30 protein-coding genes are annotated in these 24039 nt (G+C 69.7%); 25 read left to right on the forward strand and 5 right to left on the reverse strand.

What is annotated here, in order from left to right; genetic code table 11:
* Nucleotides 1-116: twin-arginine translocation signal domain-containing protein (locus tag D3A59_RS26910; protein WP_119157284.1), on the reverse strand; the 116-nt coding region annotated here is incomplete at its 3' end.
* 173 nt (nt 117-289) lie between these two features.
* Between D3A59_RS26910 and D3A59_RS21010 the strand changes: the two genes are divergently transcribed.
* Both D3A59_RS21010 and D3A59_RS21015 read left to right on the forward strand, forming a co-directional pair.
* Nucleotides 290-2341: a molybdopterin-containing oxidoreductase family protein gene (locus tag D3A59_RS21010; RefSeq protein WP_119157285.1), complete on the forward strand. Its 2052-nt coding sequence runs from the start codon at nt 290-292 to the stop codon at nt 2339-2341.
* Entirely contained in the window at nt 2338-3444 is a 1107-nt protein-coding gene (locus tag D3A59_RS21015; protein ID WP_419187270.1) for an aminopeptidase, read from the forward strand. The genes D3A59_RS21010 and D3A59_RS21015 overlap by 4 nt, the downstream gene beginning before the upstream one ends.
* A 19-nt stretch (nt 3445-3463) precedes the next feature.
* On the opposite strand, the gene D3A59_RS21020 is transcribed toward D3A59_RS21015, so the two are convergent.
* From D3A59_RS21020 to D3A59_RS21030, 3 genes are read right to left on the reverse strand one after another with little or no spacing between them, the layout of a single operon-like run.
* Nucleotides 3464-3718 (reverse strand): acyl-CoA-binding protein, encoded by a 255-nt coding sequence (locus tag D3A59_RS21020; RefSeq protein ID WP_119157287.1) that lies wholly within the window; start codon nt 3716-3718, stop codon nt 3464-3466.
* Between the two features lie 42 nt (nt 3719-3760).
* The gene (locus D3A59_RS21025; protein WP_170162371.1) at nt 3761-4537 is read right to left on the reverse strand and encodes a tetratricopeptide repeat protein; all 777 of its coding nucleotides are present in this window, start codon (nt 4535-4537) and stop codon (nt 3761-3763) included.
* Entirely contained in the window at nt 4471-5214 is a 744-nt protein-coding gene (locus D3A59_RS21030) for a TetR/AcrR family transcriptional regulator (RefSeq protein ID WP_119157288.1), read from the reverse strand. Before D3A59_RS21030 ends, D3A59_RS21025 begins: the two co-directional genes overlap by 67 nt.
* A 116-nt stretch (nt 5215-5330) precedes the next feature.
* Between D3A59_RS21030 and D3A59_RS21035 the strand changes: the two genes are divergently transcribed.
* The 18 genes from D3A59_RS21035 to tatC all read left to right on the forward strand — a co-directional run bounded on the left by D3A59_RS21035 (nt 5331) and on the right by tatC (nt 17963).
* Entirely contained in the window at nt 5331-6278 is a 948-nt protein-coding gene (locus D3A59_RS21035; protein ID WP_119157289.1) for an ABC transporter ATP-binding protein, read from the forward strand.
* A 73-nt stretch (nt 6279-6351) separates the two neighbouring features.
* Nucleotides 6352-7128, forward strand: coding sequence for an ABC transporter permease (locus D3A59_RS21040; RefSeq protein WP_119157290.1), 777 nt, complete (start codon nt 6352-6354; stop codon nt 7126-7128).
* Between the two features lie 71 nt (nt 7129-7199).
* On the forward strand, nt 7200-7484 hold the full coding sequence (locus D3A59_RS21045; protein WP_119157291.1) for a BolA family protein: 285 nt from the start codon (nt 7200-7202) through the stop codon (nt 7482-7484).
* Between the two features lie 87 nt (nt 7485-7571).
* Nucleotides 7572-8837: a UDP-N-acetylglucosamine 1-carboxyvinyltransferase gene (gene murA, locus D3A59_RS21050; protein WP_119157292.1), complete on the forward strand. Its 1266-nt coding sequence runs from the start codon at nt 7572-7574 to the stop codon at nt 8835-8837.
* The gene (gene hisG, locus D3A59_RS21055; RefSeq protein WP_119157293.1) at nt 8834-9478 is read left to right on the forward strand and encodes an ATP phosphoribosyltransferase; all 645 of its coding nucleotides are present in this window, start codon (nt 8834-8836) and stop codon (nt 9476-9478) included. The genes murA and hisG overlap by 4 nt, the downstream gene beginning before the upstream one ends.
* A 4-nt stretch (nt 9479-9482) precedes the next feature.
* Nucleotides 9483-10814, forward strand: coding sequence for a histidinol dehydrogenase (hisD, locus tag D3A59_RS21060; RefSeq protein ID WP_119157294.1), 1332 nt, complete (start codon nt 9483-9485; stop codon nt 10812-10814).
* The gene (gene hisC / locus D3A59_RS21065; protein WP_119157295.1) at nt 10811-11902 is read left to right on the forward strand and encodes a histidinol-phosphate transaminase; all 1092 of its coding nucleotides are present in this window, start codon (nt 10811-10813) and stop codon (nt 11900-11902) included. Before hisD ends, hisC begins: the two co-directional genes overlap by 4 nt.
* Before the next feature lies 1 nt (nt 11903).
* Nucleotides 11904-12512 carry an imidazoleglycerol-phosphate dehydratase HisB gene (hisB, locus tag D3A59_RS21070; RefSeq protein ID WP_119157296.1) on the forward strand — a complete coding sequence of 203 codons (609 nt, stop codon included), beginning with the start codon at nt 11904-11906 and terminating at the stop codon, nt 12510-12512.
* A gap of 52 nt (nt 12513-12564) precedes the next feature.
* A complete protein-coding gene (hisH, locus tag D3A59_RS21075) occupies nt 12565-13212 on the forward strand; it encodes an imidazole glycerol phosphate synthase subunit HisH (protein WP_119157297.1) in 648 nt (215 codons plus the stop codon).
* A 45-nt stretch (nt 13213-13257) separates the two neighbouring features.
* Nucleotides 13258-14010: a 1-(5-phosphoribosyl)-5-[(5-phosphoribosylamino)methylideneamino]imidazole-4-carboxamide isomerase gene (gene hisA, locus D3A59_RS21080; RefSeq protein ID WP_119157298.1), complete on the forward strand. Its 753-nt coding sequence runs from the start codon at nt 13258-13260 to the stop codon at nt 14008-14010.
* On the forward strand, nt 14010-14789 hold the full coding sequence (gene hisF / locus D3A59_RS21085; RefSeq protein ID WP_119157299.1) for an imidazole glycerol phosphate synthase subunit HisF: 780 nt from the start codon (nt 14010-14012) through the stop codon (nt 14787-14789). Before hisA ends, hisF begins: the two co-directional genes overlap by 1 nt.
* Before the next feature lie 61 nt (nt 14790-14850).
* Nucleotides 14851-15240, forward strand: a complete 390-nt coding sequence (gene hisI / locus D3A59_RS21090; RefSeq protein ID WP_119157300.1) for a phosphoribosyl-AMP cyclohydrolase — start codon at nt 14851-14853, stop codon at nt 15238-15240.
* Nucleotides 15237-15596: a phosphoribosyl-ATP diphosphatase gene (locus tag D3A59_RS21095; protein ID WP_119157301.1), complete on the forward strand. Its 360-nt coding sequence runs from the start codon at nt 15237-15239 to the stop codon at nt 15594-15596. The genes hisI and D3A59_RS21095 overlap by 4 nt, the downstream gene beginning before the upstream one ends.
* Nucleotide 15597: 1 nt before the next feature.
* Nucleotides 15598-15969 carry a DUF4870 family protein gene (locus tag D3A59_RS21100; RefSeq protein ID WP_119157302.1) on the forward strand — a complete coding sequence of 124 codons (372 nt, stop codon included), beginning with the start codon at nt 15598-15600 and terminating at the stop codon, nt 15967-15969.
* Between the two features lie 14 nt (nt 15970-15983).
* On the forward strand, nt 15984-16331 hold the full coding sequence (locus D3A59_RS21105) for a histidine triad nucleotide-binding protein (protein ID WP_119157303.1): 348 nt from the start codon (nt 15984-15986) through the stop codon (nt 16329-16331).
* A 34-nt stretch (nt 16332-16365) separates the two neighbouring features.
* Nucleotides 16366-16602 carry a Sec-independent protein translocase subunit TatA gene (gene tatA, locus D3A59_RS21110; protein WP_119157304.1) on the forward strand — a complete coding sequence of 79 codons (237 nt, stop codon included), beginning with the start codon at nt 16366-16368 and terminating at the stop codon, nt 16600-16602.
* Between the two features lie 63 nt (nt 16603-16665).
* Nucleotides 16666-17169, forward strand: coding sequence for a Sec-independent protein translocase protein TatB (gene tatB, locus D3A59_RS21115; protein WP_119157305.1), 504 nt, complete (start codon nt 16666-16668; stop codon nt 17167-17169).
* Nucleotides 17166-17963, forward strand: coding sequence for a twin-arginine translocase subunit TatC (gene tatC, locus D3A59_RS21120; protein ID WP_119157306.1), 798 nt, complete (start codon nt 17166-17168; stop codon nt 17961-17963). The genes tatB and tatC overlap by 4 nt, the downstream gene beginning before the upstream one ends.
* A gap of 76 nt (nt 17964-18039) precedes the next feature.
* Here the strand turns inward: tatC and D3A59_RS21125 are convergent, their stop codons facing one another.
* Nucleotides 18040-19200 (reverse strand): S1C family serine protease, encoded by a 1161-nt coding sequence (locus D3A59_RS21125; protein ID WP_119157307.1) that lies wholly within the window; start codon nt 19198-19200, stop codon nt 18040-18042.
* Nucleotides 19201-19213: 13 nt separating this feature from the next.
* Here D3A59_RS21125 and D3A59_RS21130 point away from each other — a divergent pair, with 13 nt between their 5' ends.
* From D3A59_RS21130 to D3A59_RS21150, 5 genes are all read left to right on the forward strand, one after another.
* On the forward strand, nt 19214-19966 hold the full coding sequence (locus D3A59_RS21130) for a Nif3-like dinuclear metal center hexameric protein (RefSeq protein ID WP_119157317.1): 753 nt from the start codon (nt 19214-19216) through the stop codon (nt 19964-19966).
* Nucleotides 19967-19977: 11 nt separating this feature from the next.
* On the forward strand, nt 19978-20988 hold the full coding sequence (gene pdxA / locus D3A59_RS21135; protein ID WP_240636158.1) for a 4-hydroxythreonine-4-phosphate dehydrogenase PdxA: 1011 nt from the start codon (nt 19978-19980) through the stop codon (nt 20986-20988).
* A gap of 225 nt (nt 20989-21213) precedes the next feature.
* Nucleotides 21214-21813: a ubiquinol-cytochrome c reductase iron-sulfur subunit gene (gene petA, locus D3A59_RS21140; protein ID WP_119157308.1), complete on the forward strand. Its 600-nt coding sequence runs from the start codon at nt 21214-21216 to the stop codon at nt 21811-21813.
* A 28-nt stretch (nt 21814-21841) separates the two neighbouring features.
* Nucleotides 21842-23242 carry a cytochrome b gene (locus tag D3A59_RS21145; protein ID WP_119157309.1) on the forward strand — a complete coding sequence of 467 codons (1401 nt, stop codon included), beginning with the start codon at nt 21842-21844 and terminating at the stop codon, nt 23240-23242.
* Between the two features lie 21 nt (nt 23243-23263).
* Complete coding sequence (locus D3A59_RS21150; RefSeq protein WP_119157310.1) at nt 23264-24019, forward strand: cytochrome c1; 756 nt, start codon at nt 23264-23266, stop codon at nt 24017-24019.
* The last annotated feature ends 20 nt before the right edge of the window (nt 24020-24039 follow it).

A 24039-nucleotide genomic window follows, 5' to 3' on the forward strand; every position in this document is an offset into this window, starting at 1 on the left:
CCCAGCACGATGTGCCGGTCGCTCTGGGCGCGCAGCAGCGCGGGGAAGGCGAGCGCGGCGCCACCGGCGGCTGCGCCCTTCAGGAGGCGGCGGCGGTCGAACAGCGAGTCGGTCATGGGTACTACTACTTTCCGGGGAGGATCAGTCGGGCGATCGACGGGAAGACGGCGGGCTCGGCCTGCATCTCGAGCCCATGCCAGCAGCCGCCCCCGGGGCACTGTCCGGCCAGTCCATGCCTTCCCGCCCGCCCGTGGAAGAATGCGCAGGCGATCAAACCGGGGCGCGGAGTATGGACAGGACTGGGGGGCGGGATTCTGCGGTTTTCCACATCACGCGTGCGGTATGCCCGCATGACTGTCCGGACACCTGCGCGATGCAGGTGCGGGTGGAGCACGGCCGCGCGGTGCGCGTGCAGGGCGACCCGGACCATCCGAGCACGCAGGGCGTGCTGTGCACCAAGGTGTCGCGCTATCCGGAGCGCACCTATCACGCCGAGCGGGTGCTGCGGCCGCTCAGGCGCTTCGGCCCGAAGGGGACGGGGCGCTTCGAGCCGGTCGGCTGGGACGAGGCGCTCGACGACATCGCCGCGCGGCTGAAGGCGATCGCCGCACGCGAGCCCGAGGCGATCCTACCCTACAGCTATGCCGGCACGATGGGGCTGGTGCAGGGCGAGAGCATGTCGGCGCGCTTCTTCCACCGGCTCGGCGCGTCGCGGCTCGACCGCACCATCTGCGCCAGCGCCGGCGGCGCCGGACTGGCCGCGACCTATGGCGGCAAGGTCGGCATGCATGTCGAGGCCTTCGCGCGCAGCCGGCTGATCCTGATCTGGGGCAGCAACCCGATCGCGTCGAACCTGCATTTCTGGCGCATCGCGCAGCAGGCCAAGCGCGACGGCGCGCGGCTCGTCTGCATCGACCCGCGCCGCAGCGAGACCGCCGAGAAGTGCCACGAGCACCTGCAGCTGCTGCCCGGCACCGACGGCGCGCTGGCGCTCGGCCTGATGCACGAGCTGATCGCGCTCGACGCGCTCGATCACGACTACCTCGCGCGCCACACGAGCGGCTGGGAGCTGCTGCGCGAGCGCGCGTTGCAGTGGCCGCCCGAGCGCGCCGCGGCCGTCTGCGGGCTCGAGGTCGCGGCGGTGCGCGCGCTGGCGCGCGAGTTCGCGTCGACGCGGCCCGCGGCGATCCGGCTCAACTACGGCATGCAGCGCGTGCGCGGCGGCGGCAGCGCGGTGCGGCTGATCGCCGCGCTGCCCTGCCTGAGCGGCGCCTGGCGCGACGAGGGCGGCGGCCTGCTGCTGTCGAGCTCGGGCTGGTTCCCGGTCGACCACGCCGCGCTGCAGCGCCCCGAGCTGCTCGCCGGCCGGCAGCCGCGCACGATCAACATGAGCACGATCGGCGACGCGCTGCTGCACGAGGGCGGCCCCGGCTTCGGCCCGAGGATCGAGGCGCTGGTGGTCTACAACAGCAACCCGGTGGCGGTCGCCCCCGAGTCGGGGCGCGTGGTGCGCGGCTTCGCGCGCGAGGACCTGTTCACCGTGGTGCTCGAGCACTTCCTGACCGACACCGCCGACCATGCCGACTACGTGCTGCCGGCCACCACGCAGCTCGAGCACCTGGACGTGCACGCGAGCTACGGCCACACCAGCGCGCTGCTCAACGAGCCGGCGATTGCGCCGCTCGGCGAGGCGCGCAGCAACACCGACATCTTCCGCGCGCTCAGCGCGCGCATGGGCTTCGACGAGCCCTGCTTCGCCGAGAGCGACGAGCAGATCGCCGCGCAGGCGTTCTCGCGCGACGTGACGCTCGAGCGCTTGCGCGAGCGCGGCTGGGTGCAGTTGCCGCTGCCGCGCGCGCCCTTCGCCGCCGGCGGCTTCCCGACCCCCGACGGCCGTGCGCGGCTGGCCGCGCCCGGCGACGTGCCGGACTGGCTGCCGAACCACGAGTCGGCCGCGTCGGCCCCGGCGCTCGCGGCGCGCTACCCGCTCGCGATGATCTCGCCGCCGGCGCGCAACTTCCTCAACTCGAGCTTCGTCAACGTCAGGAGCCTGCGCGACATCGAGGGCGAGCCGCTGCTCGAGATCCATCCCGACGATGCCGTGCCGCGCGGCATCGCCGACGGCGCGCTGGTGCGCGTGTTCAACGAGCGCGGCGAGTACCACTGCGTCGCGCGCGTCGGCGGGCGCGCCCGCCCGGGCGTCGTCAACGGTCTCGGCATCTGGTGGCGCAAGCTCGGCGTGCGCGGCACCAACGTCAACGAGCTGACGCACCAGCGGCTCACCGACCTCGGGCGGGCGCCGTGCTTCTACGACGTGCTGGTGGAGGTGGAATGCGCATGAGGCGACTGAGGCTGAACCTGCGCGGTCCCGGCCGGCGGGCCGGGACCGCGGCGCTGCTGCTGGCGGCGCTGGCGGGGCTGGCGGGGCTGGCCGGTTGCGCCAGCGTCGGCTACCTCGCGCATTCGGTGCACGGCCATGTCAGCCTGCTGCGCCAGGCGCGGCCGGTGCCCGAGTGGCTCGGCGACGCGTCGACGCCCGAGCCGCTGCGCCAGCGCCTCGCGTTGAGCCAGCGCATGCGCGATTACGCGGTGAGCGAGCTGAAGCTGCCCGACAACGCCAGCTACCGGCGCTATGCCGAGCTCGGCCGGCCGGCTGCGGTGTGGAACGTGGTCGCGGCGCCCGAGCTGGAGCTGAAGCTGCGCACCTGGTGCTTCCCGGTGGTCGGCTGCGTCGGCTACCGTGGCTACTACGACCGGGCGCGGGCCGAGGCCGAGGCCGAGTCGCTGCGCGCGCAGGGCTACGAGGCGCTGGTCTACGGCGTGCCCGCCTACTCGACGCTCGGCCGGCTCGACTGGCTTGGTGGCGACCCGCTGCTCAACACCTTCATCAACTATCCGGAAGGCGAGCTCGCGCGCATGATCTTCCACGAGCTGTCGCACCAGGTCGCCTATGCGGCCGGCGACACCGTGTTCAACGAGTCCTTCGCCACCGCGGTCGAGCGCATCGGCGGCGAGCGCTGGCTGCGCGAGCACGGCTCGCCCGAGGCGCGTGCCGAGTACGCGAAGTTCGACCGGCGCCGGCGCGAGTTCCAGGCGCTGGTGCTCGACTACCGCGGCCGGCTCGAAGCGCTCTACCGCAGCGAGCTCCCGCCCGAGGGGAAGCGCGCGCGCAAGGCGGAGCTCTTCGCGCAGCTGCGCGAGGAGCACCAGCGCCTCAAGCGCGAGCGCTGGGACGGCTTTGCCGGCTACGACGCCTGGTTCGCGCGCGCCAACAACGCCTCGCTCGGCCTGGTGGCGGCCTACAACGCGCTGGTGCCCGGCTTCGAGCGCCTGTTCGCGGCGCAGCAGGGCGACTTCGGGCGCTTCTACGCCGAGGTGCGCCGGCTCGCCGAGGCGCCGCGCGAGGAGCGGCGGCGCGCGCTCGGCGCCGACGAGGCGCGCTGAGGGGCGCCGCCGCGGCGTGTCATTTCAGCGACTCGATCAGGTCGATGTACTGCTGCTTCGCGGCCTCGGGCGCGGTGCCCTTCAGGCCGGCCCAGGCGTCCCACTTGGCGCGCTCGACGAAGGCGGTCATGCCGGGGCGCTCGCCCTGCACGTCGCCGGCGGTGGCCTGCTTGTAGAGCGAGTAGATCTTCAGCAGCGTCGGGTTGTCGGGCTTCTCGGGCAGGTTCTTGGAGTCGGCGGCAGCCTGCTCGAAGGCGGTGTTCAGGTCGGACATCGGTTTTCGTTCGCGAAGGTGGAAGGGGAGGGCGCGGTGGGCTCAGTCGGCGAGTTCCTGCCGCGCGCGTTCGATCTGCAGCTGCCCGATCGCATCGAGCGCCGGGCAGGCGGCGGCCTCGGCGAGCAGCGCCTCGGCCTTCGCCAGCGCAGACTCGCCCTCCAGCCGCAGCAGGCCGTGAGCGTACTCCAGCCGCACCCCGGGCGAGCCGGGGTCGAGCGCGAGCGCGCGCTCGAAGGCCTCGAGCCCGGCTGCGCGCCGCGCCCCGAGCGCCGCGGCGAGCTTGTCGCCGAGCTGGTCGACCAGCTCGGCATGGAAGACGCCGAGCGCGAGCCAGGCCGAGGCATGGTGCGGCGCCAGCGCGAGGGTGCGCGACAGCGCCTCGAGCACCTGGGGCCCGAGCCCGCAGGCCAGGGCCTGCGTCAGCCGCAGCCCGCGGCCGGTGAGCCCGAGCGCATGCGCGAACCAGTACCAGGCGCCGGGCAGGTCCGGGGCGGCCTGCTGCTGGAGCCGGGCGCGCCGGGCGACCTCGTGCAGCAGCCGTCGGCGGCGCTGCTCCACGGGTTCGAGCCACTGCGCATGCAGCGTCTGCGCGGCGTTGGCGAGCGTGAGGCCGGCGGCTCCCAGCGCGAGCCCGGCATGCACCGCGGCCTCGAAGTCTCCGGCGTGGAACAGCGCCCAGCCCTGCAGCAGCGCCTCGTCCTCGGGCCAGGGCTCGGCGTCGCCCGCATGCAGGGCGGCCCAGTGCCGCCTCAGCTCCCCCGGGCTGTCGCAGTGGTGTCGGTATGCGGCCGGGAGCGGAGCCCAGTGGGTGACCATGCGTCCTCTTTCGTGTCTTCGTGCGGCAGTGCCGCTCGTGCGGACAGCGCCTGCAGCCGCTGCCGCTGCGGCGCCTCGAGATGCGGCAGCAGCAGCCCGGCCACATGCGCCGTGCCGCGCTGCAGCGCCAGCGGCGCGTTGGCGGGTTCGAGCGCGTGGCGCGGATCGCGCACGTACTCATGGCTCAGCCAGTAGCTCAGCCCCAGCACCAGTGCGGTGGCGAGGTCGGCCGCCCCGTCGGACGGCAGGCGCAGCCCGGCATGATGTGCCAGCGACTCGATCACGGTCTGCGCCGCGCGCGTCTTGCGCTGCAGCACGCGCGGGAAATGGGTTTCCAGGCGCCGGTTCCTCGACAGCAGGTCGTTGAGGTCGCGGTAGAGGAAGCGGTGCGACCAGATCAGGCCCAGCTCGGCATGGAAGAAGCGCCAGGCGTCGTCGACGCTGCGCACCTGCGCGGCGGTGTCGAGCAACTCGCCGAGCGCGGCCTCGAAGCGGTCGAAGAGCGCATTGACCAGCGCGTCCTTGGCCGGGTAGTGGTAGTAGAGGTTGCCGGGGCTGATGTCGAGCTCGGCGGAGATCGCGGTGGTCGAGACGTTCGGCTCGCCGAAGCGGTTGAACAGCTCGAGCGTGACTTCGAGGATGCGCTGTGCGGTGCGGCGAGGCTTCTTCTGTGTCATGCGGCCTCCCGGCGGCTTCGTTCTTTGCGTTCAATCTAGCAAATGCCCGCCCGCCGGCAACCCGCGAAGACCCTGCTGCGACGCCGCCGCGAGGCCTGCCTACAATCCCTGCCCCTATGTCCGCCGTCACGATCGACCACGTATCCAAGTCCTACCGCGGCGCGCGCGGCGACTTCCTCGCCCTCGACGACGTCAGCTTCGAGATCCGGGCGGGCGAGTTCTTCGGCCTGCTCGGCCCCAACGGCGCGGGCAAGACGACGCTGATCAGCATCCTGGCGGGCCTGGCGCGCGCCAGCGGCGGGCGCGTGCGCGTGCACGGCCACGACGTGGTGGACGACTTCGCCGCGGCGCGCCGCCAGCTCGGCATCGTGCCGCAGGAGCTGGTGTTCGATCCTTTCTTCAGCGTGCGCGAGACGCTGCGCATCCAGTCGGGCTACTTCGGGCTGCGCCGCAACGACGACTGGATCGACGAGCTGCTCGCGAACCTGGGCCTGGCCGACAAGGCCCACGCCAACATGCGACAGCTCTCGGGCGGCATGAAGCGCCGCGTGCTGGTCGCGCAGGCGCTGGTGCACCGCCCGCCGGTGATCGTGCTCGACGAGCCGACCGCCGGGGTCGACGTCGAGCTGCGCCAGACGCTCTGGCAGTTCGTCGCGCGCCTCAACCGCGAGGGCCATACCGTGCTGCTCACCACCCACTACCTGGAAGAGGCGGAGGCGCTGTGCCACCGCATCGCGATGCTCAAGCAGGGCCGCATCGTCGCGCTCGACCGCACCTCGGCGCTGCTGTCGGGCACGGCGAGCACGATGCTGTCGTTCAAGACCGACCAGCCGCTGCCGGAGTCGCTCGCGCCGCTGAGCCGCGTCACCGGCCGCATCGTGCAGGTCAAGGCGCACGACGCGCAGGAGGTCGAGAACATCCTCGCGACGCTGCGCACCGCGGGCGTGAAGGTCGAGGACCTGGAGATCGGCCGCGCCGACCTCGAGGACGTGTTCATCGAGATCATGCAGGGCGCCTCGCCGCCGCCGGTGCCCCGGCCCGCGGGCGCGAAGGTGCGGGCATGAGCGCGTCGCCGGGCCGTCCCAGGACGCGCGAAGTCCCGCTTGGCGGGACCGCGCATGGCGCGGGGGTGCAGCAATGAGCGCGGGCGGCATCCACCTGCAGGGCGCGCGCACGCTGTTCTACAAGGAGGTGCTGCGCTTCTGGAAGGTGAGCTTCCAGACGGTGGCGGCGCCCGTGCTGACCGCGGTGCTCTACCTGCTGATCTTCGGCCACGTGCTCGAGGACCATGTGCGCGTCTACGAGTCGGTGCGCTACACCAGCTTCCTGGTGCCCGGCCTCGTGATGATGAGCGTGCTGCAGAACTCCTTCGCCAACAGCTCCTCCTCACTGATCCAGAGCAAGATCACCGGCAACCTGGTGTTCCTGCTGGTGACGCCGCTGTCGCACTGGGCCTGGTTCTTCGCCTACGTCGGCGCGTCGATGGTGCGCGGCCTGACGGTGGGCGCGGGCGTGCTGCTGGTGACGGTGTGGTTCGCGCCGCTGAGCCTGGCCGAGCCGTGGTGGGTGCTGATCTTCGCCGCGCTCGGCGCCGCGATGCTCGGCTCGCTCGGGCTGATCGCGGGGCTGTGGGCCGAGAAGTTCGACCAGATGGCCGCGTTCCAGAACTTCATCATCATGCCGATGACCTTCCTGTCCGGCGTGTTCTACTCGGTCCACTCGCTGCCCGGCTTCTGGCAGGCGATCAGCCACCTGAACCCCTTCTTCTACATGATCGACGGCTTCCGGCGCGGCTTCTTCGGCGTCAGCGACGTGTCGCCCTGGCTGAGCCTGGCGGTGGTCGGCTGCAGCTTCGCGGTGGTCGCCTCGGTCGCGCTGCACCTGCTGCGCACCGGCTACAAGCTGCGCCACTGAAGCCCCGCCGCGCCGCGCCAAGCCCCGACGCGGCGCTCGGGAACGCCGCAGGCCTCATAATCGCTCCCATCATGGCCGATCCCACCGCCCAAGAAGTCCGCGACTACATCGCGATGGGCCTTCCCTGCGAGCACCTGCAGGTCGAAGGTGACGGCCGGCATTTCTTCGCGACCATCGTGTCCTCCGAGTTCGAGGGCAAGAGCCGCATCGCCCGCCACCAGCGGGTCTACCAGGCCTTGGGCGATAGAATGCGCGAGCAAATCCACGCCCTGTCGATGAAGACGCTCACGCCCGCCGAGTGGGCCCAGGCGCCGCAAGCCCCCCAGGCTCCGGCCTCCTCCCACCACCATCACTGATCGGCAACCCGCGGCAACGCATGCGGGTTGCGGGCCTGTTGCCGGGTCCCGAGCCGCAGGGTGCGTGCTGCCTGCCCCTTTCGCACCATGGACAAACTTCTCATTCGCGGCGGTCGCCGTCTGGCCGGTGAAGTCACCGTTTCCGGCGCGAAGAACGCCGCGCTGCCCGACCTCTGCGCCGCGCTGCTGACGGCGCAGCCGGTGCTGCTGCGCAACGTGCCGCGGCTGCAGGACGTCGCGACCACGCTCAAGCTGCTGCGCAACATGGGCGCGCACGCCGAGCGCAGCGAGTCGCGGCCCGACGAGGTGACGATCGACGCCGGCGACGTGGGCAAGCCCGAGGCGCCCTACGACCTCGTGAAGACGATGCGCGCGTCCATCCTCGTGCTCGGGCCGCTGCTGGCGCGCTTCGGCGAAGCGCGCGTGTCGCTGCCCGGCGGCTGCGCGATCGGCTCGCGCCCCGTGGACCAGCACATCAAGGGCCTGCAGGCGATGGGCGCCGAGATCACGGTCGAGCACGGCTACATCCTCGCGAAGGCGCGCCGCCTCAAGGGCGCGCGCATCACGACCGACATGGTGACCGTCACCGGCACCGAGAACCTGCTGATGGCCGCCAGCCTCGCCGACGGCGAGACGGTGCTCGAGAACGCCGCGCAGGAGCCGGAGATCACCGACCTCGCCGAGATGCTGATCGCGATGGGCGCGAGGATCGAGGGCCACGGCACGAGCAAGATCCGCGTGCAGGGCGTCGAGCGCCTGCATGCGCCGGCGAACGGCCACCGCATCATCCCGGACCGCATCGAGTGCGGCACCTTCCTGTGCGCGGTCGCCGCGGCCGGCGGCGAGGTGCTGCTGAAGAACGCACGCGCCGACCACCTCGACGCGGTGGTCGACAAGCTCCTCGAGGCCGGCGTGAAGATCGAGTCGGGCGCCGACTGGATCCGCGTCGCGGCTTCCGGCCGGCCGAAGGCGGTGGGCTTCCGCACCAGCGAGTACCCTGCCTTCCCGACCGACATGCAGGCGCAGTTCATGGCGCTCAACTGCATCGCCGACGGCACCGCGAAGGTCACCGAGACGATCTTCGAGAACCGCTTCATGCACGTCAACGAGCTGATGCGCCTGGGCGCGCACATCGAGGTCGACGGCCACACCGCGGTGGTGCAGGGCGTGCCGCAGCTCTCGGGCGCGACCGTGATGGCGACCGACCTGCGCGCATCGGCCAGCCTCGTGATCGCGGGGCTGGTGGCCGAGGGCGAGACGGTCGTGGACCGCATCTACCACCTCGACCGCGGCTACGACCGCATGGAAGAGAAACTGCGCGCCGTCGGCGCCGACATCGAGCGCATCCAATGACGATCACGCTGGCTCTGTCCAAGGGACGCATCTTCGAGGAAACGCTGCCGCTGCTGAAGGCCGCCGGCATCGAGGTCACGGAAGACCCGGAGAAGTCGCGCAAGCTGATCCTGCCGACCAACCGCGAGGACGTGCGCGTGGTGCTGGTGCGCGCCACGGACGTGCCGACCTACGTGCAGCATGGCGGCGCCGACCTCGGCGTCGCCGGCCGCGACGTGCTGCTCGAGCACGGCGGCGAGCAGCTCTACCAGCCGCTGGACCTGCAGATCGCGAAGTGCCGCATGAGTGTGGCGGTGCGCGAGGACTTCGACTATGCCGCCGCGGTCAGGCAGGGCTCGCGCATCCGCGTCGCGACCAAGTACACCCAGGTCGCGCGCCAGCACTTCGCCGACAAGGGCGTGCACGTCGACCTGATCAAGCTCTACGGCTCGATGGAGCTCGCTCCGCTCACGGGCCTGGCCGACGCGATCGTCGACCTCGTCTCGACCGGCAGCACGCTGAAAGCCAACCATCTCGTCGAGGTCGAGCAGATCATGCCGATCTCCTCCCGCCTCGTCGTCAACCAGGCGGCGTTGAAACTGAAACGCCAGCCGATCCGCGCCATCATCGACGCGTTCTCCACCGCCATTTCCTCCAGGTGAAACCATGACTGTCCAGGTCCGCCAGCTCGCCACCACCACGCCCGACTTCGAAGCGGAGTTCCACCGGGTGCTGCACTGGTCGGCGGAGACGGACCACGAGATCGAGCAGCGCGTCGAGAGCATCCTGACGCACGTGCGCGGCAGCGGCGACGCGGCGGTGCTGGAGTACACCGCCCGCTTCGACGGCCTCACCGCCGGCTCGATGAAGGAGCTCGAGCTGACGCAGGACGAGCTGCGCGCCGCGCTCGACCAGATCACGCCCGAGCAGCGCCGCGCGCTCGAGGCCGCCGCCGCCCGGGTGCGCGCCTACCACGAGCGCCAGCTCGAGGCCTGCGGCCGCAGCTGGAGCTACCGCGACGAGGACGGCACGCTGCTCGGCCAGAAGGTCACGCCGCTGGACCGGGTCGGCATCTACGTGCCCGGCGGCAAGGCGGCCTACCCGTCGAGCGTGCTGATGAACGCGATTCCGGCGCAGGTCGCAGGCGTCGGCGAGATCGTGATGGTGGTGCCCACCCCTCGTGGCGAGAGGAACCTGCTGGTGCTGGCCGCCGCGGCGCTCGCCGGCGTGCACCGCGCCTTCACGATCGGCGGCGCGCAGGCCGTCGCCGCGCTCGCCTACGGCACCGCCACTGTGCCGCGCGTGGACAAGATCACCGGCCCGGGCAACGCCTATGTTGCCAGCGCCAAGCGCCGCGTCTTCGGCCAGGTCGGCATCGACATGATCGCGGGCCCGAGCGAGATCCTCGTGCTCGCCGACGGCACCACGCCGCCGGACTGGGTCGCGATGGACCTCTTTTCGCAGGCCGAGCACGACGAGCTGGCGCAGAGCATCCTGCTGTGCCCGGACGCCGGCTACATCGCCAAGGTCGCCGAGCAGATCGAGCGGCTGCTGCCGCTGATGCCGCGCCAGGACGTGATCCGGGCGTCGCTGGAAGGCCGCGGCGCGCTGATCCACACCCGCTCGATGGAAGAAGCCTGCGAGATCAGCAACCGCATCGCGCCCGAGCACCTCGAGGTCAGCTCGAATGAGCCGGGCCGCTGGGAGCCGCTTCTGAAACATGCCGGCGCGATCTTCCTCGGCGCCTACACGAGCGAGAGTCTCGGCGACTACTGCGCCGGCCCCAACCATGTGCTGCCGACCTCGGGCACCGCGCGCTTCTCGTCGCCGCTCGGCGTCTACGACTTCCAGAAGCGTTCCAGCCTGATCGAGGTCAGCGAAGCCGGCGCGCAGGTGCTGGGCGAGATCGCCAGCGTGCTCGCGCACGGCGAGGGGCTGCAGGCGCATGCGAAGGCTGCCGAATTCCGGCTGAAGAACCGCCAGGGAGGCGCGCAATGACGACGCTGCAGGAGCGCATTCGGAGCGTGATCCGCCAGGACATCCAGTCGATGCACGGCTACGCGATCCAGTCGAGCGCCGGCTTCGTGAAGCTCGACGCGATGGAGAACCCGTTCACGCTGCCGCCGGAGCTGCAGCGCGCACTGGGCGAGCGGCTCGGCAGGCTCGCGATCAACCGCTACCCGACCTACTGCACCGACGCGGTGCGCGACGCGCTGGCACGTCACATCGGCCTGGCGGAGGGCTGCGCGCTGCTGCTCGGCAACGGCTCCGACGAGATCATCACGATGCTGTCGATGGCCTGCGACGTGCCGGGCGCCAAGGTGCTCGCGCCGCTGCCGGGCTTCGTGATGTACGAGATGTCGGCGAAGCTGCAGGGCCTGAAGTTCGTCGGCGTGCCGCTCACGCCCGACTTCGAGCTCGACGAGGCGGCAATGCTGGCCGCCATCGAAGAGCACCGTCCGGCGATCACCTATCTGGCCTACCCGAACAACCCGACCGCGAACCTGTTCGACGAGGCCATCGTCGCGCGCCTCGTCGAGGCGGTGGGGCGGCAGGGCGGCCTCGTCGTGATGGACGAGGCGTATCAACCCTTCGCGAGCCGCAGCTGGCTGCCGCGCCTGACCGAGCCGGGCCAGGAGCACGTGCTCGTGATGCGCACGCTCAGCAAGTTCGGCCTCGCGGGCGTGCGCCTGGGCTATCTGGTCGGGCAGGCACAGCTCGTCGCCGAGATCGACAAGGTGCGCCCGCCCTACAACGTCAGCGTGCTCAACGCCGAGGCGACGTTGTTCGCGCTGGAGCATGCCGACGAGTTCGCTCGTCAGGCCCGGATCCTGTGCGCCGAGCGCGAGCGGCTGCAGGCGGCGTTGCGCGACATGCCGGGCGTGAAGCCCTTCCCGAGCGAGGCCAACATGATCCTCGTGCGCGTGCCGGACTCGAAGAAGGCCTTCGAGGGCATGAGGTCGCGCGGCGTGCTGGTGAAGCACATCGCCGGGCTGCACCCGCTGCTGGCCAACTGCCTGCGCCTGACGGTCGGAACGCCGGAAGAGAACACCCTGATGATCGACGCGCTGCGAGCGAGCCTCTGACATGAATCCCATCGACACCTGCGAGCGCGTCGCCGAAGTCACGCGCAACACTGCCGAGACGCAGATCACGGTGCGCGTGAACCTCGACGGCAGCGGCCGCGCGAAGCTCGCCACCGGCATCGGCTTCTTCGACCACATGCTCGACCAGATCGCCCGCCACGGGCTGATCGATCTCGACATCGACGCGAAGGGCGACCTGCACATCGACGGCCACCACACCGTCGAGGACGTCGGCATCACGCTCGGGATGGCGGTCGCCAAGGCGGTCGGCGACAAGAAGGGCATCCGCCGCTACGGCCACGCCTACGTGCCGCTCGACGAGGCGCTGTCGCGCGTCGTGATCGACTTCTCCGGCCGCCCGGGCCTCCAGATGCACGTGCCCTTCAAGGCCGGCATGATCGGCGCCTTCGACACGCAGCTCGCCTACGAGTTCTTCCAGGGCTTCGTGAACCACGCGGGCGTCACGCTGCACATCGACAACCTGCGCGGCGAGAATGCGCACCACCAGTGCGAGACGGTGTTCAAGGCCTTCGCGCGCGCGCTGCGCGCGGCGCTCGAGCTCGATCCGCGCATGGCCGGCGTGATTCCGTCCACCAAGGGCTCGCTGTAAACCTGCCGGGGCCGCCCGTGCGGCCCCGCCCGATCCTTCATCCGCATCCATCATGGGAAAAACCGTCGCGATCGTCGATTACGGCATGGGCAACCTGCGCTCGGTGTCGCAGGCCGTGCTGCACGTGGCGCAGGACAGCGGCCTCGAGGTCGTCGTCACCTCCCGACCCGAGGAGGTCTACGCCGCCGAGCGCATCGTGCTGCCGGGGCAGGGCGCGATGCCCGACTGCATGCGCGAGCTGCGCGACTCGGGCCTGCGCGAGGCAGTGCTCGACGCCGCGGCGCGCAAGCCGATGATGGGCGTGTGCGTGGGCATGCAGATGCTGCTCGACCGCAGCGAGGAGGGGCCCTCCGAGGGCCTGGGCCTCATCCCCGGCGAAGTGGTGCGCTTCCAGCTCGAGGGCCGGCGCCAGCCCGACGGCAGCCGCTACAAGGTGCCGCAGATGGGTTGGAACCAGGTCTTCCAGGCCCGGCCCCATCCGGTCTGGACCGGCGTGCCGGACGGCGCCTATTTCTATTTCGTGCACAGTTTCTACGCCCGCCCCGCGAATGCGGCCCACAGCACAGGGGAAACCGAGTACGGCGCGCGCTTTACCTGCGCGGTGGCGCGGGATAATATTTTTGCCACCCAGTTCCACCCCGAGAAGAGCGCTGATCACGGTCTGGCCTTGTACCGGAACTTCCTCTCCTGGAAGCCCTGAGCGCGCTTTCCGATCCCTTCCCCTCATCTTCTTCCGATAGCAGTCATGTTGCTGATCCCCGCCATCGACCTGAAAGACGGCAAGTGCGTGCGCCTGAAACAGGGCGACATGAACGACTCGACCACCTTCGGCGAGGATCCCGCCGCGATGGCGCGACGCTGGCTCGATGCGGGCGCGCGGCGCCTGCACCTGGTCGACCTCAACGGCGCCTTCGCCGGCAAGCCGGTCAACGAGCCGGCGATCAAGGCCATCCTCAAGGAGCTCGGCGGCGAGATCCCGGTGCAGCTCGGCGGCGGCATTCGCGACCTCGACACCATCGAGCGCTACCTCGACGCCGGGCTGAGCTACCTGATCATCGGCACCGCCGCGGTGAAGAACCCCGGCTTCCTGAAGGACGCCTGCACCGCCTTCGGCGGTCACATCATCGTCGGCCTCGACGCGAAGGACGGCAAGGTCGCGACCGACGGCTGGTCCAAGCTCTCGGGCCACGAGGTGGTCGATCTCGCGCGCAAGTTCGAGGACTACGGCGTGGAAGCCGTGATCTACACCGACATCGGCCGCGACGGCATGCTCACCGGCATCAACATCGACGCCACCGTCAAGCTCGCGCAGGCGCTGACCATTCCCGTGATCGCGTCGGGCGGGCTGTCGAACCTCGCCGACATCGAGCGCCTGTGCGCGGTCGAGGACGAGGGCGTCGAGGGCGTGATCTGCGGCCGCGCGATCTACAGCGGCGACCTCGACTTCGCCAAGGCCCAGAGCCGCGCCGACGAGCTCAACGGCGAGCAGGTCGCCTGATGCTCGCCAAGCGCATCATCCCCTGCCTCGACGTCACGGGCGGCCGTGTCGTCAAGGGCGTCAACTTCGTCGAGCTGCGCGACGCGGGCGACCCGGTCGAGATCGCCGCGCGCTACAACGAGCAGGGCGCCGACGAACTGACCTTCCTCGACATCACCGCCACCAGCGACGAGCGGGACGTGATCCTGCACATCATCGAGGCGGTGGCCTCGCAGGTCTTCATCCCGCTGACGGTGGGCGGGGGGGTGCGCACGGTCGACGACGTGCGCCGGCTGCTGAATGCCGGCGCCGACAAGGTCAGCTTCAACTCCGCCGCGATCGCCAACCCGCCGGTGATCCGCGACGCGTCGCAGAAGTACGGGGCGCAGTGCATCGTCGTCGCGATCGACGCCAAGCGCCGCACGCCCGAGGATGCCGCCACGCGCGGCGAGGGCTGGGACGTCTACAGCCACGGCGGCCGTCGCAACACCGGGCTCGACGCGGTGGCCTGGGCGCGGCAGATGGCCGAGCACGGCGCCGGCGAGATCCTGCTGACCAGCATGGACCGCGACGGCACCAAGATCGGCTTCGACCTCGCGCTCACGCGGGCGGTCAGCGACGCGGTGGGCGTGCCGGTGATCGCCTCGGGCGGTGTCGGCGCGCTCGAGCACCTGTCGGACGGCATCCAGCTCGGCGGCGCCGACGCGGTGCTCGCCGCCAGCATCTTCCACTACGGCGAGTTCACCGTCGCGCAGGCCAAGGCGCAGATGGCCGAGCGCGGCATCCCGGTACGGAGCTGAGGCCGCGAGGCCTTGGTGCGGGGCGCGACGGGCTGTCACGGCCGGTTGATACACTCCCGCGATGAACTGGCTTGACGAAGTGAGCTGGGACGAGCGCGGGCTGGTTCCCGTGATCGCCCAGGAAACGGGCAGCGGCGACGTGCTGATGGTCGCCTGGATGAACCGCGAGGCGCTGGCGCTGACCGCCGAGCGCGGCGAGGCGGTCTACTGGAGCCGCTCGCGCGGCCGGCTGTGGCACAAGGGCGAGGAGTCGGGCCATGTGCAGGTGGTGCACGAGATCCGCCTCGACTGCGACCAGGACGTGGTGCTGCTGAAGGTCGAGCAGCGCGGCCACACGCCCGGTATCGCCTGCCATACCGGGCGCCATTCCTGCTTCTACAGCGTGCTGAAGGACGGGCGCTGGCAGGCCGTCGAGCCGGTGCTCAAGGACCCGGAACGGATTTACAAATGACCCAGCCCAGCTCCAACGACACCCTCGCGCGCCTGGCCGAGGTGATCGAGACGCGCCGCGGCGGCGACCCGGAGAAATCCTACGTCGCGCGGCTCTTCCACAAGGGCACCGACGCGATCCTGAAGAAGGTCGGCGAGGAGGCCACCGAGACGGTGATGGCAGCCAAGGACGGCGACGCGCAGAAGATCGTCTACGAGGTCGCGGACCTGTGGTTCCACTCGATGATCGCACTGGCGCATTTCGGCCTGAAGCCCGAGGACGTGCTCGCCGAACTCGAGCGGCGCGAGGGCCTGTCGGGCCTCGAGGAGTTCGCGCGCCGCAAGCTGCGCGAACGCGAAAATTCCGAAGGGGCGTGACATGCTGCCGTCCGAGCTTCAGCCGCACGACGAGCAGAAGACCCTGACGCTCGTGACGCATGTACTCTACGCCCTGCACACGCTCGCCTGGCTTTCGGGTGGGGTGTTCGCGGTCATCGCGATCATCATCAACTACATCAAGCGCGACGACCTGCCCGATGCGTTCTTCCGCAGCCATTTCCGCTGGCAGATCCGCACCTTCTGGTTCACGCTGCTGTGGCTGCTGCTCGCGTCGCCGCTGTGGCTGCTGTTCTTCGTGCCCGGCATGATCGCCTACACGGTGATCGGCCTGTGGTACCTGTACCGCTGCATCAAGGGCTGGTGGCGTTTCGCCGAAGGGCGTGCTCTGCCCTTGCCGGCGCCCCTCGCCTGATATCCGGAGCACCGATGAGCCAAGATCCGAATTGCATTTTCTGCAAGATCGTTGCCGGGCAGATCCCGTCGAAGAAGATCCACGAGGACGAGGAACTCCTCGCCTTCCAGGACATCAGACCGACTGCGCCCGTCCACTTCCTGATCATCCCCAAGCTGCACCTCGCCTCGCTCGCCGAGGCGGGTCCGGAACACGAGCGGCTGCTCGGGCGCATGCTGACGCTGGCACCCCGCCTTGCGCAGCAGCAGGGTGCGGACAACGGCTTCCGCACCGTCATCAACACCGGCCCCGACGGCGGACAGGAGGTCTACCACCTCCACGTCCACGTCATGGGCGGGCCCCGTCCCTGGAAACAGGGCTAAAAGTAAAATCGAGAGTTCCTTTAGGAGTACAGAAATGGGTTCTTTCAGCGTTTGGCACTGGCTGATCGTGCTGCTGATCGTCGTGCTGGTGTTCGGGACCAAGAAGCTCAAGAACCTGGGCTCGGACCTCGGCGGCGCGGTCAAGGGGTTCAAGGACGGCATGCGCGACGGCAATGCCGCCGACGAGTCGGCGGCCCCGCCGCAGCAGGTCGCGGCCCGCAAGCAGGCCGACGGCGAGACGATCGACGTCGACGCCAAGACGAAGTCCTGATCACCTCCACACGGCCTTCGCCGCGCGGCCTTCCTTGCGCTGCGCGGCCCCACCGCCTGATTCATGATTGATCTCGGTTTCGACAAGCTTGCAATGATCGGGGTGGTCGCGCTCGTCGTGATCGGCCCGGAGCGGCTGCCGCGCGTCGCGCGCACGGTGGGCCACCTGCTCGGCAAGGCCCAGCGCTATGTCGCCGACGTGAAGGCGGAGGTGAACCGGTCCATCGAGCTCGAGGATCTCAAGAAGATGAAGACCGAGTTCGAGGACGCGGCGCGCAACGTCGAGCAGACGGTGTCGCGCGAGGTCTTGCAGGCCGGCAGTGAGCTCGAGCAGGTGTGGGGCGAGGCCGCCGGCCAGACCGGCGCTTCCTCCGCCGCCGGCACCTCCTCCTACGAGCCGCCGCCGCCCGCCTACAAGCACCCGGGCAAGAACTGGCGCGTCAAGCGCAGCGCGGTGCCCCAGTGGTACCGGCAGCGCAACGGGCTGCGTAGCAAGGCCCAGTCCGGCGCCGCGCGTGTCGCCCGCTTCCGTCCGCCCCGTTCCTCCTCCTCGAAAGCCGGCCTGTGAGCCTCCATCCCAACGATCGCCCGGACGAGCTGGAGGGGACCGAGCAGCCGTTCGTCTCCCATCTGGTCGAACTGCGCGACCGCCTGATCCGCGCGCTGATCGCGGTCGGCGTGGTCTTCGCCGGGCTGTTCTTCTGGCCGACGCCCGCCGGGCTCTACGACCTGCTGGCCGCGCCGCTGGTGGCGCACCTGCCGCAGGGCGCGACGCTGATCGCCACCAACGTCATCTCGCCCTTCATCGTGCCGCTGAAGATCACGCTGCTCGCGTCCTTCCTGGTCGCGCTGCCGGTCGTGCTCTACCAGGTCTGGGCCTTCGTCGCACCGGGCCTGTACGCGCACGAGAAGAAGATGGTGCTGCCGCTGGTGGTCTCGAGCACGATCCTGTTCCTGGTCGGCGTGGCGTTCTGCTACTTCTTCGTGTTCGGCCAGCTCTTCAGCTTCATCCAGCAGTTCGCGCCCAAGAGCATCACCGCGGCGCCGGACATCGAGGCCTACCTCAGCTTCGTGATGACGATGTTCATCGCCTTCGGCCTCTCCTTCGAGGTGCCGATCGTCGTCGTCGTGCTCGCGCGCATGGGGGTCGTCACCGTCGAGAAGCTGCGGGAATTCCGCAGCTACTTCATCGTGATGGCCTTCGTCATCGCGGCCATCGTCACGCCGCCGGACGTGATCTCGCAACTGGCGCTGGCGATCCCGATGTGCCTGCTCTACGAGGCGGGGATCTGGGCGGCGCAGATCTTCATCAAGCGCACCCGGGCGCCCGAGGCCTCCGAGGAGGAGGGGCCGGCCGCCTGAGGCGTGCCGGCCGCGGCGATCCGGCAAGGGAGGGCGCGCGCCGCGCCTGCCCTCGCCGCGTTTGCGTTTCCTCTCCTCACCGGCCGCCGTTGGGGCGGCGGCGCAGGTCCTTCGGGCGTTGCGCCACCTCGACCTGCAGCTCCGCCTTCTCCTTGCCCCGCTGCACCGCGATCCGCGCGACCGTGCCGGGCTTGAGCCCCGCCACCGCGTTGAGCAACTGCGCGACGTTGCCGACCCTGCTGTCGTCTACCTGGGTCACGACGTCCCCGGGGCGCATGCCGGCCTGCTGGGCCGGTCCGTCCTGCAGCACGCCGGTGATCAGCACGCCCTCCTGGACCGGCAGGTTGAAGGTCTCGACCATCTCCGGCGTGAGCTCGCGCGGCTCGACGCCGATCCAGCCGCGCCGCACCTGCCCCTCCTGCACCAGGCCCTCCAGCACCTGGCGGGCAGTCGAGACCGGAATCGCGAAGCCGATGCCCATGCTGCCGCCCGAGCGCGAGTAGATCGCAGTGTTGATGCCGAGCAGGTTGCCGCTCGCGTCCACCAGCGCACCGCCCGAGTTGCCCGGGTTGATCGCCGCGTCGGTCTGGATGAAGTTCTCGAAGGTATTGATGCCGAGCTGGTTGCGCCCCAGCGCGCTGACGATGCCCGAGGTGACGGTCTGGCCGACACCGAAGGGATTGCCGATCGCCAGCACGATGTCGCCGACCTGCAGCGCGTCCGAGTCGCCGAAGGTGATCGCTGGCAGCTTGTCGAGGTCGACCTTCAGCACCGCCAGGTCCGTGTCCGGGTCGGCGCCGACCACGCGCGCCCTGACCTTGCGCCCGTCCGTCAGCGTCACCTCGATCGCGTCCGCGCCTTCGATGACGTGGTTGTTCGTCAGCAGGTAGCCTTCCGGGGAGGCGATGACGCCCGAGCCCAGGCCGAGTTGCGGCTGCTGCGGCAGCTGGTCGCCGTAGAAGAACCGGAACCAGGGGTCCTCGCTGTGCGGATTGCGCGCACTCGCCTTGCTTGCCGAGATGCTGACGACCGCCGGCGCCGCGCGCTTGGCCGCCGCGGCGTAGCTGCCCGGGGCGCCGGCGCCGGCCAGCGTGCCCGCCGGGACCTGCGAGATCGACAGGGAGGGCCGCGCGTAGCCGCCACGCTGCAGCCATTCGGGCTTGAGGGTGGAGACGACGAACAGCACCGCGACCGCCACGGTGACGGCTTGCGAGAAAATCAGCCAGGTTTTGCGCATAGGAAATCGAATGATGGCCACCCGCCGTGACGAAATGGATTCGTACCTGAAAACCCTGATGGAGGTGGACCGTTTCCGGGATTATGGGCCGAACGGTTTGCAGGTGGAGGGGCGGCCGGAGGTGGCCCGCATCGTCAGCGGCGTCACCGCGAGCCTCGCGCTGATCGAGGCGGCCGTGCAGGCCGGCGCCGACACGGTGCTGGTGCACCACGGCCTGTTCTGGCGCGGCCAGGACGGCCGCGTCACCGGCTGGATGAAGCGCCGGCTGCAACTGCTGCTGCGGCACGACATCAACCTGTTCGCCTTCCACCTGCCGCTCGACGCCCATCCGGAGTTGGGCAACAACGCGCGCCTGGGCGCCTTGCTGGGGCTGAGCGTCGACGGCCGCTTCGGCGACAACGATCTCGGCTTCCTGGGCCGGCCGCCGCAGGCGCTGGCCGCGCCCGGGCTGGCGGGGCTGCTCGCCTCGGCGCTCGGGCGCCAGCCCACGGTCGTCGAGGGCGACGGCCGGCCGATCGGGCGCGTCGCCTGGTGCACCGGCGGCGCGCAGGGCTACTTCGAGGCGGCGATCGCCGCCGGCGCCGACGCCTACATCACCGGAGAGATCTCGGAGCCGCAGGCGCATTACGCGCGCGAGAGCGGAGTGGCCTACTTCGCCTGCGGCCATCATGCCAGCGAGCGCTACGGCGCCCAGGCGCTCGGCGAGCACCTGGCGGGGCGCTTCGGCCTCGAGCACCGCTTCATCGACATCGACAACCCGGCATGAAGGCAAGCGACATGAACCCTCCCCGCCTGCAGCCGCTGGCGCTGACGATGGGCGATGCCGCCGGCATCGGCCCGGAAACGCTGGCGATGGCCTTCCGGCGCGGCGAGGCCGCCGGCGGCTTCGTGATCGGCGACGTGGGCGTGATGCGCCGCGCCGCCGGGCTCACCGGCGGCATGCTGCCGGTGGCGGTGATCGAGCGGCCCGGGCAGGCGCTGCACGCGCCGCCGAACTGCATCCCGGTGCTGCCGGCGGTGGAGCTGGAGGCCCTGCCGGCGCTCGGCCGCATCGACGCGCGGGCCGGCGAGGCGGCCTTCCGCTGCATCCGCGCGGCGAGCGAACTCGCGCTGGCCGGGGAGGTCGCCGCGGTCGTGACCGCGCCGATCCACAAGGAGGCGCTGGCGGCCGCCGGGGTCGACTTCCCCGGGCACACCGAGATGCTGCAGGCCTTCGCGGGCGGCGCGCCGGTGCGCATGATGCTCGCCAACGACGAGCTGAAGACGGTGCTGGTGACGATCCACGTCTCGCTGCGCCAGGCCATCGAGGGCGTGACCTTCGACGCGGTGCTGGAGACCCTGCGCATCGCGCACCGCAGTGCGGCGCTGTGGGGGCAGCCAAGGCCGCGCATCGGCATCGCCGGGCTCAACCCGCACGCGGGGGAGGGCGGCCTGTTCGGCGACGAGGAGCTGCGCATCATCGGCCCGGCCGTCGACGCGGCGCGCGCCGAGGGCATCGACGCGCGCGGGCCCTTCGCCGGCGACACGGTCTTCATGCGCGCGCGCGACGTTCCCGGCCACCCGGGCGAGTTCGACATCGTGCTCGCGATGTACCACGACCAGGGGCTGATCCCGGTCAAGTACCTCGGCGTCGAGCGCGGCGTCAACGTCACGCTCGGCCTGCCCTTCATCCGCACCAGCCCGGACCACGGCACCGCCTTCGACCTCGCGGGCAGCGGCCGCGCCGATCCGTCGAGCCTGATCGCCGCGATCGGGATGGCGCGCCGGCTGGCGGGCGCCAAGCTCTGAAATCAGGGTTTCCCCGGGGCGAAGGCCTGACGGTATTAACAGGGGAAAGTCCGGAGTCAATCGCCAATTTGAGGTGTATCAATACTGCTTGAAATTGTGGTTTGAGTCTGCGATCCGTGCCCGACAAATTCACTTCGCAAAGGGTTTGATCTGGTGTTAACGCGAATTTCGCTGGGCTAGAATTCCGGGTTGCCCCTAACTATTGAAGTGCTTTTGAGGACCTCCATGAGTGACCAGCAAGTGGACAAGGGCCGCCGCGTCTGGGTAGCGGCCGCCTGTGGCGCAGGTGCTGTTGGTGGCGTGGCCGCCGCGATCCCGTTCGTCAGCACCTTCCAGCCTTCCGAGAAGGCGCGTGCCGCAGGTGCTGCGGTCGAAGTGGACATCGGGGGGCTGCAGCCCGGCCAGAAGGTCACGGTCGAGTGGCGCGGCAAGCCCGTGTGGATCATCCGCCGCACGCCCGAGCAGCTGGAGTCCCTGAAGAAGGTCGAAGGCGAGCTGGCCGACCCGAACTCGGAGCGCAAGCCCGCGGAGCTGACGCCCGAGTACGCGCGCAATCCCCATCGCTCGATCAAGCCGGAAGTCCTCGTGGCGGTCGGCATCTGCTCGCACCTCGGCTGCTCGCCGAGCGACAAGTTCCAGCCCGGCGCGCAGCCCTCGCTGCCGGCGGACTGGCCGGGCGGCTTCCTCTGCCCCTGCCACGGCTCCACCTTCGACATGGCGGGCCGCGTCTTCAAGAACAAGCCTGCGCCGGACAACCTGGAAGTCCCGCCGCACATGTACCTCTCCGACACGCGCCTGCTGATCGGCGAGGACAAGCAGGCCTGAAGCCCCGCCGTTTTCGAGGTTAAACACCATGGCTGAATACAAAGAAGCGCCGGCCGGCGCATCGGGCGCTGCCAAGCTGCTCAACTGGGTCGACAACCGGTTCCCGCTCACCAAGCTCTACAACGAGCACGTGGGCGAGTACTACGCGCCCAAGAACTTCAACTTCTGGTACATCTTCGGCTCGCTCGCGCTGACGGTGCTGGTGATCCAGATCGTCACCGGCATCTTCCTCGTGATGCACTACAAGCCGGATGCGAACCTCGCGTTCGCGTCGGTCGAGTACATCATGCGCGACGTGCCCTGGGGCTGGCTGATCCGCTACATGCACTCCACCGGGGCGTCGGCCTTCTTCGTCGTCGTCTACCTGCACATGTTCAAGGCGATGCTGTACGGCTCGTACCGCAAGCCGCGCGAACTGCTGTGGATCTTCGGCTGCGCGATCTTCCTGATGCTGATGGCCGAGGCCTTCTTCGGCTACCTGCTGCCCTGGGGCCAGATGTCCTACTGGGGCGCGCAGGTGATCGTGAACCTGTTCGCCGCGGTGCCCTTCATCGGCCCGGATCTCGCGATCCTGATCCGCGGCGACTACGTGGTCTCGGACGCGACGCTCAACCGCTTCTTCAGCTTCCACGTGATCGCGATCCCGCTGGTGCTGATCGGCCTGGTCGCGGCGCACCTGATCGCGCTGCACGAGGTGGGCTCGAACAACCCCGACGGCGTCGAGATCAAGGCGAAGAAGGGCGCGGACGGCAAGCCGCTCGACGGCATCCCCTTCCACCCGTACTACACGGTGCACGACATCTACGGCCTGAGCATCTTCCTGATCGTGTTCTCGGCGGTGGTGTTCTTCGCGCCGGAGATGGGCGGCTACTTCCTCGAGTACAACAACTTCATCCCGGCCGACCCGCTGAAGACGCCGCCGCACATCGCGCCGGTCTGGTACTTCACGCCGTACTACTCGATGCTGCGCGCCACCACCGACCTGATGGTCAACGTGCTGGCGGTCATCATCGGCATCGGCGCGGTGCTCGCGATCCTCAAGGGCGGCTTCAACGCCAAGGCGAAGATCGCGATCGCCGTCGCGGCGCTGGTCGCGGTGGGCCTGCTCAAGGCCTTCGACGCCAAGTTCTGGGGCGTCGTGGTGATGGGCGGCGCGGTCGTGATCCTGTTCTTCCTGCCCTGGCTGGACCGCAGCCCGGCCAAGTCGATCCGCTACCGTCCGAACTGGCACATGTGGCTCTACATGGTGTTCGTCGTGGTCTTCGTGGTGCTGGGCTACCTCGGCATCCAGCCGCCGTCGCCCGTCGGCGAAATCGTCTCCCAGGTCGGCACGCTGTTCTACTTCGGCTTCTTCCTGCTGATGCCGTGGTGGAGCACGCTGGGCCAGTTCAAGCGGGTGCCCGAGCGCGTGACCTTTGCCGCCCACTGAGCCCGCCGGAGTCGCACACAAATGAAAAAGCTCATCCTTACCCTGCTGGCCACGTTTGCCATCGTGTCCGGGGCCCAGGCCTCGGAGGCGGGCATGGTGCTCGACAAGTTCCCGAGGGAGCGCCTCACCGATGTCGCGGCGCTGCAGAACGGCGCCAAGGTCTTCGTCAACTACTGCCTGAACTGCCACTCGGCCGCCTTCATGCGCTACAACCGTCTGCGCGACATCGGGCTGACGGAGGCGCAGATCAAGGACAACCTGATGTTCGCCACCGACAAGGTCGGCGAGACGATGAAGGTGTCGCTCGACGCGAACCAGGCCAAGGAGTGGTTCGGCGCCACGCCGCCGGACCTGACCGTGATCGCGCGCTCGCGTGCCTCGCACAGCGGCACCGGGGCGGATTACCTTTACACCTTCCTGCGTAATTTCTACCGCGACGACACGAAAGCCACAGGCTGGAACAATCTGGCCTTTCCGAGCGTCGGCATGCCCAACCCCTTGTGGGAGATGCAGGGCCAGCGCGTGGCGAAGTTCGAGGCGGATCCGCACGACAAGACCCACCAGGTGTTCGCGGGTTACGAGCAGCTGGCGCCCGGCAGCCTCAACCCGCAGGAGTTCGATGCCATGGTCGCCGACCTGGTCGCCTACCTGCAGTGGATGGGCGAGCCGGTGCAGGGGCAGCGCGTGCGCCTGGGGGTGGGCGTGCTGATCTTCCTGGCGCTCTTCACCTTCATCGCCTGGCGCCTCAATGCCGCGTACTGGAAGGACGTGAAGTAAGAAGAACGGTCGCGGCCGAC

It is taken from the genome of Caldimonas tepidiphila (assembly GCF_003569765.1).
Lineage (GTDB): Bacteria > Pseudomonadota > Gammaproteobacteria > Burkholderiales > Burkholderiaceae_C > Caldimonas > Caldimonas tepidiphila.

What these genes read in the sequence shown, in the direction of transcription:
- hisG (WP_119157293.1), top strand. Translation starts at nt 8,834, where the DNA reads ATGACGATCACGCTGGCTCTGTCCAAGGGACGCATCTTCGAGGAAACG.
- hisA (WP_119157298.1), top strand. Translation starts at nt 13,258, where the DNA reads ATGTTGCTGATCCCCGCCATCGACCTGAAAGACGGCAAGTGCGTGCGC.
- petA (WP_119157308.1), top strand. Translation starts at nt 21,214, where the DNA reads ATGAGTGACCAGCAAGTGGACAAGGGCCGCCGCGTCTGGGTAGCGGCC.
- D3A59_RS21010 (WP_119157285.1), top strand. Translation starts at nt 290, where the DNA reads ATGGACAGGACTGGGGGGCGGGATTCTGCGGTTTTCCACATCACGCGT.
- hisD (WP_119157294.1), top strand. Translation starts at nt 9,483, where the DNA reads ATGACTGTCCAGGTCCGCCAGCTCGCCACCACCACGCCCGACTTCGAA.
- pdxA (WP_240636158.1), top strand. Translation starts at nt 19,978, where the DNA reads ATGAACCCTCCCCGCCTGCAGCCGCTGGCGCTGACGATGGGCGATGCC.
- D3A59_RS21030 (WP_119157288.1), bottom strand. Translation starts at nt 5,214, where the DNA reads ATGACACAGAAGAAGCCTCGCCGCACCGCACAGCGCATCCTCGAAGTC.
- hisF (WP_119157299.1), top strand. Translation starts at nt 14,010, where the DNA reads ATGCTCGCCAAGCGCATCATCCCCTGCCTCGACGTCACGGGCGGCCGT.
- D3A59_RS21100 (WP_119157302.1), top strand. Translation starts at nt 15,598, where the DNA reads ATGCTGCCGTCCGAGCTTCAGCCGCACGACGAGCAGAAGACCCTGACG.
- hisB (WP_119157296.1), top strand. Translation starts at nt 11,904, where the DNA reads ATGAATCCCATCGACACCTGCGAGCGCGTCGCCGAAGTCACGCGCAAC.
- hisH (WP_119157297.1), top strand. Translation starts at nt 12,565, where the DNA reads ATGGGAAAAACCGTCGCGATCGTCGATTACGGCATGGGCAACCTGCGC.
- D3A59_RS21105 (WP_119157303.1), top strand. Translation starts at nt 15,984, where the DNA reads ATGAGCCAAGATCCGAATTGCATTTTCTGCAAGATCGTTGCCGGGCAG.
- D3A59_RS21150 (WP_119157310.1), top strand. Translation starts at nt 23,264, where the DNA reads ATGAAAAAGCTCATCCTTACCCTGCTGGCCACGTTTGCCATCGTGTCC.
- D3A59_RS21045 (WP_119157291.1), top strand. Translation starts at nt 7,200, where the DNA reads ATGGCCGATCCCACCGCCCAAGAAGTCCGCGACTACATCGCGATGGGC.
- hisC (WP_119157295.1), top strand. Translation starts at nt 10,811, where the DNA reads ATGACGACGCTGCAGGAGCGCATTCGGAGCGTGATCCGCCAGGACATC.
- D3A59_RS21040 (WP_119157290.1), top strand. Translation starts at nt 6,352, where the DNA reads ATGAGCGCGGGCGGCATCCACCTGCAGGGCGCGCGCACGCTGTTCTAC.
- D3A59_RS21125 (WP_119157307.1), bottom strand. Translation starts at nt 19,200, where the DNA reads ATGCGCAAAACCTGGCTGATTTTCTCGCAAGCCGTCACCGTGGCGGTC.
- tatB (WP_119157305.1), top strand. Translation starts at nt 16,666, where the DNA reads ATGATTGATCTCGGTTTCGACAAGCTTGCAATGATCGGGGTGGTCGCG.
- hisI (WP_119157300.1), top strand. Translation starts at nt 14,851, where the DNA reads ATGAACTGGCTTGACGAAGTGAGCTGGGACGAGCGCGGGCTGGTTCCC.
- D3A59_RS21145 (WP_119157309.1), top strand. Translation starts at nt 21,842, where the DNA reads ATGGCTGAATACAAAGAAGCGCCGGCCGGCGCATCGGGCGCTGCCAAG.
- D3A59_RS21130 (WP_119157317.1), top strand. Translation starts at nt 19,214, where the DNA reads ATGGCCACCCGCCGTGACGAAATGGATTCGTACCTGAAAACCCTGATG.
- D3A59_RS21035 (WP_119157289.1), top strand. Translation starts at nt 5,331, where the DNA reads ATGTCCGCCGTCACGATCGACCACGTATCCAAGTCCTACCGCGGCGCG.
- murA (WP_119157292.1), top strand. Translation starts at nt 7,572, where the DNA reads ATGGACAAACTTCTCATTCGCGGCGGTCGCCGTCTGGCCGGTGAAGTC.
- D3A59_RS21095 (WP_119157301.1), top strand. Translation starts at nt 15,237, where the DNA reads ATGACCCAGCCCAGCTCCAACGACACCCTCGCGCGCCTGGCCGAGGTG.
- D3A59_RS21015 (WP_419187270.1), top strand. Translation starts at nt 2,338, where the DNA reads ATGAGGCGACTGAGGCTGAACCTGCGCGGTCCCGGCCGGCGGGCCGGG.
- D3A59_RS21020 (WP_119157287.1), bottom strand. Translation starts at nt 3,718, where the DNA reads ATGTCCGACCTGAACACCGCCTTCGAGCAGGCTGCCGCCGACTCCAAG.
- D3A59_RS21025 (WP_170162371.1), bottom strand. Translation starts at nt 4,537, where the DNA reads ATGGTCACCCACTGGGCTCCGCTCCCGGCCGCATACCGACACCACTGC.
- tatA (WP_119157304.1), top strand. Translation starts at nt 16,366, where the DNA reads ATGGGTTCTTTCAGCGTTTGGCACTGGCTGATCGTGCTGCTGATCGTC.